This is a genomic window from Roseospira visakhapatnamensis, assembly GCF_014197915.1.
Classification (GTDB): domain Bacteria; phylum Pseudomonadota; class Alphaproteobacteria; order Rhodospirillales; family Rhodospirillaceae; genus Rhodospira; species Rhodospira visakhapatnamensis.
The window spans coordinates 45,265-52,463 of the sequence record NZ_JACIGK010000030.1 but is presented as its reverse complement, the minus strand read 5'-3'; the positions used below and the strand labels follow the sequence as shown (position 1 = coordinate 52,463).

Sequence of the window (7,199 nt, the reverse complement as noted above, 5' to 3'; positions counted from 1 at the left end):
AGCAGGCCGGCGTTGGTCATGGTGGACAGCCGCAGCAGCCAGGCCAGGCGCCGGTGGGCGACGGCGAACGAATAGGGATCGGCGGCCACCACCGACGGATGGCCGGCCGGCGCGGCCGGCGCCGGGATGGCCGCGCCGAAGCCCGGGTCCCGCCGGGCGCCGGGCGGGCGTCCGGGCCGGGTCCCACCCAGGCGCCGGGCGACCTCGCCCAGGCGGGCCAGCGATGCCGTCACCCCCGCCACAGGTAGCCCCCGGCGTTGAAGTCGAGCGGCAGGCAGGCGCAGGGGCTCTTCTTCATGGCGTCGCTGCCGCTGCCCTCCTGGGGCATCTCGCGGGCGCCGCCAGTGGCGCAGCCCCCCAGGGCGAGGGCCAGCAGGACGATGGCGGAGACGGTTCGGGCGTGTGTCAGGGTCATGATGCAACCTCTATCGGTCGAAGGTGGGGGTGGAGAGGCGCGTCCGGACGGCCTGGGCCGCCGCGCGGATCGCCTGATGGGAGGCCGAGGCGGCGACCGCCGTGGCCTTGCCGCCGGCGCCCAGGGCCTGTCCGAGGGACGGCGCGCGGTCGCGCGCCGCCTTGAGCGCCCCGAGGCCGGTGGCCGAGACGCCGGCGGTGATGATGCCGGCCGCCGTGTTGGTGAGGTGCGAGCCGGCCACGCTGTTGGCGATCGCCGTGGCCTCGGCCATGAAGGCCGTGCCCATCCAGCCCAGGATCATGGCGACCCAGAGCGTCGGGTTGTCGAGCGACAGCAGCGAGCGGATGTTCTCGTCGGCGGCCGCGTCGGCGACCCCCAGGGCCTGCACGCCGTACAGGCAGACCGCCAGGGCCACGGTGACGCCGTAGAGCACCATGAAGGCGGCGAACAGGGTGCGCAGGGCCGTCCAGACCATCGCGCGCCCGAAGTTGAAGCCGAACATCAGCATGAGGATGGGCGACAACGCCGCCAGCATCATGATGCGGAAGATCGACACCACCACCTGAGCCGCATAGACGATCATCAGCAGCAGGTAGGGGATGAACAGCAGCAGGGCGTAGACGAACGCGCCGATGCCCTTGGCCGACATCACACCGCCCTCGGCGGCGATGAGGGCGGCCATTTTAAAGACCTCGTAGATCCCGTTCTCGGCCGTCCAGACGAGCGCGGTCATGCCCTCCAGGTTGGCGATGGAGGATGCGGTGGTCTCGGGCGCGTGCTCCAGGGAGACGGTGTGCCGGCCCACCGCGCCGGTGGTCAGCACCGAGGCGGCGCCGCCGCTCATGGTGGTCAGGCTGGCCGTGTAAACGGCATTGACGAGCGAGGGACCTTGTCCGGCCATCAACCCCGCCGCTATAACCATGTAGATCAGCTCTTGCCCGAACTGGCGCAGGTCCAGGGTGGCGAGAATGATCCTGATCCCCTGCACCACCACCCACAGCGCCGCGAGAGCCCCGAACATGGCCCACATCGGTCCCACCAGATCCCGCGACAGGTCCTCCGTGAACCGTCCCGCCAAATCGACGTACTGGTTCACGATCGCGCAACTGAAACACTCTGGATTGCTATCCATTCTGTTGGCCTCCTTTGTGCTCGCGCCGGAGGCGGGGGCCGGTGGTTTCGACAAGTGGCGCATCACCCCCGAGAGCTTCTTCGACTACACTCGGGCGGAACGCTATTGGGCCGAGCTTCGCACGCGCGATCAACTGGACGCCGCCTGGGAACCGTGTGATGCAGGAGCGTACAAGGCGTTGCAGGATGAGTTCCGGTGGCGCGACAAGGAAGAAGTCGAACCGGAGTTTGCCGATAGTCCGGATGCCGAGGAAATCCGGGCCTGCTACGACCTTCAGCAGACGTATTGGGTTTTTGATAATGCTTGGCGCAAATGCTACGGTGATCCATCGCATTGGACGGAGCGAGATCACCTTTCGAACATCTTCACCAAGTCCTGTGATGACGTTCCGGATTGGCGGCAGAAGAAGTAAGGCGCGCGGGCTCATGGCATCCCTCCGTCGTCCTGAGGCGGAGGGGCGTCCGGGTCCGGCAAGTCCGGGTGGTCGCTGAGCGGCAGGGTGTCCATCATCAGCTGGACCGCCTGGACCTTGAGCATCTGCGCCAGCAGCTGGTTCTGGTGCACCAGCTGGCGGTTGGTCAGCACCGAGCCCTGGGCGATGGCCGCCAGCCGCTCGTTCATGCTCTTGGCCGCCTTGACGGTGGCCTCCAGGTCCTCGGTGGCCCGCTGGTTGATCTCGGCCACCTCGGTCGCCGCCAGGTCGGCCTGGGCCAGGGCGGCGGTCGCCGTCTCCTTGGCCAGCGCCTCGCGCCGCGCCTGCACCGCCTCGCTTTCCCGCTTGCGGGCCTCCCAGGTCACCGGGCCGCCGTGGCCGCCGATGGCCTCGGGGTCCACCCACAGCGCCCGCTGGTAGGCTGTGCGGCCGGCGCAGATGCTGCCGAAGTCCAGGTCGCCGAAGTCCAGGCTGGGCATCAGCGCTTCCAGGTCCACGGCGAGGCACTGGATGTCCTGGCTGATCTGTCCGGTCAGCTTCTCCAGGTTGAGGGACGGCAGCGTGATCTGGCCGACCGCGCCGATGGCGTCGATCTGGTCCTGGATCAGGTCCGAGGCCGCCTGCAGCTGCTCGCTGAGCCGGGTCAGCCATTCGATCTGCTCGAAGGCCGCCTCGATCTGCTGCTTCATGGAGTTCAGCTGTTCGCTCAGCTTGGCCAGCGCGCTGGCGTCGATCACCGCCATGGCCGGGAGGGCCGGCGTGGGCACGCCGGCCACCAGCACGGCCGCGATCGCCACCCGCGCCACCCCGCGCGCGAGGCGGGCTTTCACAGATGCGCGCGCCATTGGTCCCCCCAGGTCTGCTTGAGTGTCTCCAGGTGCCGGTTGGCGTCGGTGCCGGCGCGGTAGAAGCGCAAGGCATCGCCCAGGTAGCCGAGGTCGATGTCGAGGATGGCGCTTTCGTCGAAGCCCGAGGCCGCGTCCCGCTTGATGACCAGGGCCTGACGGCGGCCGCGCGTGACGGTCTGGCCCATGACGAAGGCCAGGTGCTCGTCGTTCAGGCCGAAGTCCGTGAAGCTGTCGGCCTTGGCCTGGGCATTGGGCAGGAAGATGAAGGTCGAGGCGTTCTCCAGGAACGCCGCGCTCTCCGGGCAGCGCAGCAGCGCCGCCGGGTCCTGGAAGGCCAGGCCGACCGCCCCGTTCAGCTTGCGGTACTCGCGGAACATCTCGGCCGCCAGGGCCATGAAGCCGGCGTTCTGCAGCAGCTTGGCGGCCTCGTCGATGAAGATCGTGAAGCCCCGGGTGGAGCGGGACGCCGACCGGCCGATGGCCTCGGCGATGTGCCCGACCACGGGCGGACCCAGGTCCGGGTCGCCCAGGGCCTCGCTCATGTTGATGCCCACCATGTAGTGGTCGAGGATCCCGCCCAGGCTGTCATGGGGCGCGTTGAACACGTGGGCGTGCTGGCCCCGGTTCCCCTTGTCGTCCACGACCCACTGCGCCATGTGGCGCCGCAGGTCCGAGCGGCGGGGGAAGGCGTGGCTGAAGATCTCGGTCAGGGTGCGGTGCGGCGGCTCCAGCTGGAACGCCAGGTCGACGGCATGGCCGAGCGCCTCCTTGTCCTCGGGCGACAGCACCAGGTCGCCGCAGAGTGCCCGCAGGATCATGGCCACGCGGTTGCGGGCGCCGGGGGTGTCCGGCCCCACGTCCAGGGGGTTCAGGTGCAGCGTATCGTAGCCCTGGTACACACCGCCCAGGGCCTCGACCATGAAGCGCGCCCCCTCCTTGCTGTCGAAGATATAGCTGCGCACGCCCTCGAACTTGGCCAGCCCGCCCAGCAGGTGCAGCATCAGCGTCGACTTGCCGCCGCCGGTGGGCGCGAACACGAGGTAGTTGCCCCGGCTCTGCGGCTTGTCCTGGATGTGGAACTGGAAGCTGTAGGCTTGTCCCGACAGCGTCCGGAACAGGCGCACCGGCTTGGCGCCGAAGGGGCTGGTGGGCAGGCCGGTGGCCGCGTGGTGCCATGGCCACAGGGCGGCGATGTTCTCCTCGCGCAGGATCAGCGGCCGGAACAGCCGGGTCCCCGGCTGCAGGGCCTTGCGCGACGGCGCCGCCGGCAGCCGGTTGAACCAGCAGATGGGCGCGCCCACCGTCTCCACGGTGTAGGCGATGCGCCGGTCGCCCAGGATCTCGCGGATGGCCGTGACCAGGGTTTCCAGGGCCGCCTCGCTGGCCGCCCGGGCGATCACCTGGACCTGGGTGGCGAACAGGGTGAGCGTGCCCTCGGACAGCAGGTCCAGCACCGTGTCGGTCTCGCCGATGAGCGCCAGGTTGGGGAAGAAGATGTTGCTCTTCTGCGCGCGCTGCTGGCGCTTGTAGAGCATCAGCGCCTTGTCGCGGCCGAAGGGCTCGCAGACCTGGGTGATCTCCAGGTCCCCGGGCAGCGCCAGCAACTCGCCGATCAGCCGGCCGGAGACCGTGGCCGGCCATTCGCGGATGCCGATCACCCGGTGCCAGGTGGCGCCGTCCGCGCCGTCGGTGCGCAGCAGGCCGGTCCGGTCGACCTGCAGGTCGGCGCCGGCCAGCGACCCCGACAGGGTCGCCGAGACGGCCGGCAGGTCGTCGCGATACTCGCCGCAGACCAGGCCGTTGAGCAGCCCGGTGAGCGGGCACGGCGCCGCCGGGTCCTCGGGCCGGGTCACCGCCTCGGGCCGGTACGGCGCCAGGCGGGCGTGGATGTGCTGGTCGGCGTCCAGCAGCGCCTGCATGGTGTGTCCCGAGGCGATCAGGATCCAGGCCACCTCGTGGCTGGAGGTGTAGCGGCCTTCCTCGCCCCGGCCGATCTCCGCCAGGGTCTCGCTGGGCCACGACGCGGCGACCTGCAGCGGCCGGCGGCGCTTGACCGCCAGCAGCCGCAGGGCCAGGCCCAGCTTGTCGCCCAGGGTGCCGATCAGGTCCGTGCGGCCCAGCAGCAGGGTGTGCTGCTCCTGCTCCACCTTGGCGTCGTAGCTGACGCCCCGCAGCCGCCAGGCCCGGGTCAGGCCGCCGGCCTGGTCGCGGATCGTGCGGCCGTCCGGCTCCACGCGGTCCAGGCTCAGCTCGTTCTGCAGCCAGTCGTGGCGCACGGTCCCGAAGGTCGCCCGGCGCAGCGCCGGCACCACGGCGGCGCCGGCCAGGCCGGCGACCACCCCGGTGGCCAGGATGCTGTCCCAGGGCATCAGCGCGCCCTCCGGCCGCTGACCAGCGTCCGGGTGTCCGCGCCGCGCCAGAAGCGCGGCGTGAACATCAGCGCGCGGTCATAGTGGTGGTCCCGCCGGCAGCGCCGCCAGAACAGGACCCAGAGCGCCAGGATGAGGGTCATCCCCAGCGGGATGCTCAGCGCCAGCACGTCCAGGAGGACGCACAGGGCCACGGCGACGGCGCCGGCGCCGACGGCCAGGATGAACAGCATCGGCGGCAGCCCCAGCACCATCATCGGCCGCTGGGTCTGGATGAGGACGGCGGAAGCGGCTTTCATGGGGCTCACCCGCCGGACGCGCTGAACAGCATCTCCACCATCTTCGGGCCGACCATGACCAGCAGCCCGCCCACCAGCGCGAAGCCGAAGCGATGCCAGTCCATGCGCCCGGTCCAGGCGGCCCACAGGCCGATGGCGATGATGCCGATGCCCAGGATGGCCGCGCCCAGCTTGGCCGCGCCCGAGGTCAGGTTCTCCAGGAACTCCAGGATCGGCGCCGTCCAGTCGCTGCCGGTGGCCGCGTGGGCCAGGCCGGGGTCCAGGATCAGCGCCCCGGCGAGCACGCAACCCAGGGCGCCGGGCACGACGGAGGGGGGGACGACAGAGGACGAAGAGACCGGAGCGGCGGGAACGGCGGGGGTGTTGGGATCGGTCATCGAGAAGACTCCAGAGAGGGAGAGGGTCAAACCAGGGTCGCGGTCAGCACCGCCAGCGACACCAGGGCCGCGATGACGGTGAGCGCGGACAGGAACGCCAGCCAGCGCTGGGTGCGGCGCAGGGCGAGCACCGCGCGGTCGGCCTGCACGGCCGCCTCCTGCATGGCGAGCAGCCGTTGCCGGGTGCTGTCCGACAGCAGGGCGTCGAGGGCGGCGCGCAGGCTGACGGCGTATTCCGTCGAGGCGTCGCGCACGGCGGCGGACAGGTCGCCCCGGGCCGTGGCCAGGGTCTCCGCCACTTCCTCCAGGGCCACCCGGTGCAGCGTGTAGGCAAGCAGGATCGGGTCATCCGCCCCCACCCCGACGCCATGCGCCTGCAGCAGTTGCGCGCGCAGCTCGTCGAAGCTCCGGGGTGGCGGCAGGCGGCCGGGGTCCGGCCCAAGGGCGGAGGTCGGATTGGGCATGGTGTCGGGCATGGTGTCTGGGGCGATGTCGGGCGTGGTGGGGGTCATAGCCGCGCCGCGTCCATGGCCTGGTGCAGCGTCGCCCAGGTCATGCGCAGCCGCTGGCGGGCCATGATCGGGAAGGTCTCGCCGGCGACGGCCTCCTCGAAGGTCAGCCGCGCCTCCATCATGGCCGCGATGTCCTTGCCGAAGGTCTCCTTGCGGACCTCGGGCAGGCGAATCATGGCGACGATGCGCGGCGCCAGGTCGCGGTAGATGCGGCTGTCCTCGAAGGACTGCACTCCCTTCGCCGTCTGCCGGGCGACAGCGCCGAAGTACTCGTTCAGCCAGACGACCAGGGGAAGGTCGGGGATCATCGCCGCCAGCTTGGCGAGGCCGACCGTGGTGTCCTCCAGGGCCTGGCCGCCGGTGAGCACCGAGTGCAGGCGCACCTGGTGACCGCCGTCGTGCAGCATCGCCAGCGCCTGCGCCTCGACCATGTAGCCGATCAGCGGCATGAAGGTGCTGGCGCCATTGTCGATGATGATCACGGCGTCCTCGGGCGCCGCCATGATGCGTTCGATCAGCGCATCGAAGTACCGGGGATTGATCTCGTCCGGGCGTTCGCCCAGGCGGATGATCTCCGGCGAAAACGCCTTGTAGCCGGCGAAGGTCTGGTTCACCGGATCGGTGTCCAGACAGATCGGCGCCTGGCCGCGCGCGAGGAAGTGTTGCGCGAGCAGGCTGGCGATGAAGCTCTTGCCGACACCGCCCTTGCCCTGCAACGTCATGTGAATGGCCGCCATCAGTGAACGTCCTTCTTTCTTTGTGATTCGGGATTACTCGGGGGTGTCCGACGCCGTGGGGGTGGACCGGGAGCGCA

General features: G+C 70.2%; 9 protein-coding genes and 1 pseudogene. 1 reads left to right on the top strand and 9 read right to left on the bottom strand.

What is annotated here, in order from left to right; genetic code table 11:
- The 3 genes and pseudogenes from GGD89_RS16260 to GGD89_RS16250 all read right to left on the bottom strand — a co-directional run.
- Positions 1-233: pseudogene (locus GGD89_RS16260) on the bottom strand (hypothetical protein); the annotation flags it as partial.
- Positions 230-415, bottom strand: coding sequence for a hypothetical protein (locus GGD89_RS16255; protein ID WP_184047353.1), 186 nt, complete (start codon positions 413-415; stop codon positions 230-232). The gene GGD89_RS16255 and the pseudogene GGD89_RS16260, both read right to left, overlap by 4 nt.
- A 10-nt stretch (positions 416-425) precedes the next feature.
- Positions 426-1,547, bottom strand: coding sequence for a hypothetical protein (locus GGD89_RS16250; protein ID WP_184047350.1), 1,122 nt, complete (start codon positions 1,545-1,547; stop codon positions 426-428).
- Here GGD89_RS16250 and GGD89_RS16245 point away from each other — a divergent pair.
- Complete coding sequence (locus GGD89_RS16245) at positions 1,537-1,959, top strand: hypothetical protein (protein WP_184047347.1); 423 nt, start codon at positions 1,537-1,539, stop codon at positions 1,957-1,959. The two genes, GGD89_RS16250 and GGD89_RS16245, sit on opposite strands and share 11 nt — an antisense overlap.
- An 11-nt stretch (positions 1,960-1,970) precedes the next feature.
- On the opposite strand, the gene GGD89_RS16240 is transcribed toward GGD89_RS16245, so the two are convergent.
- Genes GGD89_RS16240 through GGD89_RS16215 form a run of 6 tightly spaced genes read right to left on the bottom strand, consistent with a single transcriptional unit; the run spans position 1,971 to position 7,122 of the window.
- Positions 1,971-2,810: a hypothetical protein gene (locus tag GGD89_RS16240; protein ID WP_184047344.1), complete on the bottom strand. Its 840-nt coding sequence runs from the start codon at positions 2,808-2,810 to the stop codon at positions 1,971-1,973.
- On the bottom strand, positions 2,807-5,197 hold the full coding sequence (locus tag GGD89_RS16235; RefSeq protein ID WP_184047340.1) for a VirB4 family type IV secretion system protein: 2,391 nt from the start codon (positions 5,195-5,197) through the stop codon (positions 2,807-2,809). Before GGD89_RS16235 ends, GGD89_RS16240 begins: the two co-directional genes overlap by 4 nt.
- Positions 5,197-5,496, bottom strand: coding sequence for a hypothetical protein (locus GGD89_RS16230; protein ID WP_184047337.1), 300 nt, complete (start codon positions 5,494-5,496; stop codon positions 5,197-5,199). Before GGD89_RS16230 ends, GGD89_RS16235 begins: the two co-directional genes overlap by 1 nt.
- Before the next feature lie 5 nt (positions 5,497-5,501).
- Positions 5,502-5,873, bottom strand: a complete 372-nt coding sequence (locus GGD89_RS16225) for a TrbC/VirB2 family protein (protein ID WP_184047334.1) — start codon at positions 5,871-5,873, stop codon at positions 5,502-5,504.
- 26 nt (positions 5,874-5,899) lie between these two features.
- Positions 5,900-6,385, bottom strand: coding sequence for a P-loop NTPase family protein (locus GGD89_RS16220; protein WP_184047331.1), 486 nt, complete (start codon positions 6,383-6,385; stop codon positions 5,900-5,902).
- Entirely contained in the window at positions 6,382-7,122 is a 741-nt protein-coding gene (locus tag GGD89_RS16215) for a P-loop NTPase family protein (protein ID WP_184047328.1), read from the bottom strand. The genes GGD89_RS16220 and GGD89_RS16215 overlap by 4 nt, the downstream gene beginning before the upstream one ends.
- Positions 7,123-7,199 lie beyond the last annotated feature (77 nt).

What these genes read in the sequence shown, in the direction of transcription:
- GGD89_RS16255 (WP_184047353.1), bottom strand. Translation starts at nt 415, where the DNA reads ATGACCCTGACACACGCCCGAACCGTCTCCGCCATCGTCCTGCTGGCC.
- GGD89_RS16250 (WP_184047350.1), bottom strand. Translation starts at nt 1,547, where the DNA reads ATGGATAGCAATCCAGAGTGTTTCAGTTGCGCGATCGTGAACCAGTAC.
- GGD89_RS16235 (WP_184047340.1), bottom strand. Translation starts at nt 5,197, where the DNA reads ATGCCCTGGGACAGCATCCTGGCCACCGGGGTGGTCGCCGGCCTGGCC.
- GGD89_RS16230 (WP_184047337.1), bottom strand. Translation starts at nt 5,496, where the DNA reads ATGAAAGCCGCTTCCGCCGTCCTCATCCAGACCCAGCGGCCGATGATG.
- GGD89_RS16225 (WP_184047334.1), bottom strand. Translation starts at nt 5,873, where the DNA reads ATGACCGATCCCAACACCCCCGCCGTTCCCGCCGCTCCGGTCTCTTCG.
- GGD89_RS16220 (WP_184047331.1), bottom strand. Translation starts at nt 6,385, where the DNA reads ATGACCCCCACCACGCCCGACATCGCCCCAGACACCATGCCCGACACC.
- GGD89_RS16215 (WP_184047328.1), bottom strand. Translation starts at nt 7,122, where the DNA reads ATGGCGGCCATTCACATGACGTTGCAGGGCAAGGGCGGTGTCGGCAAG.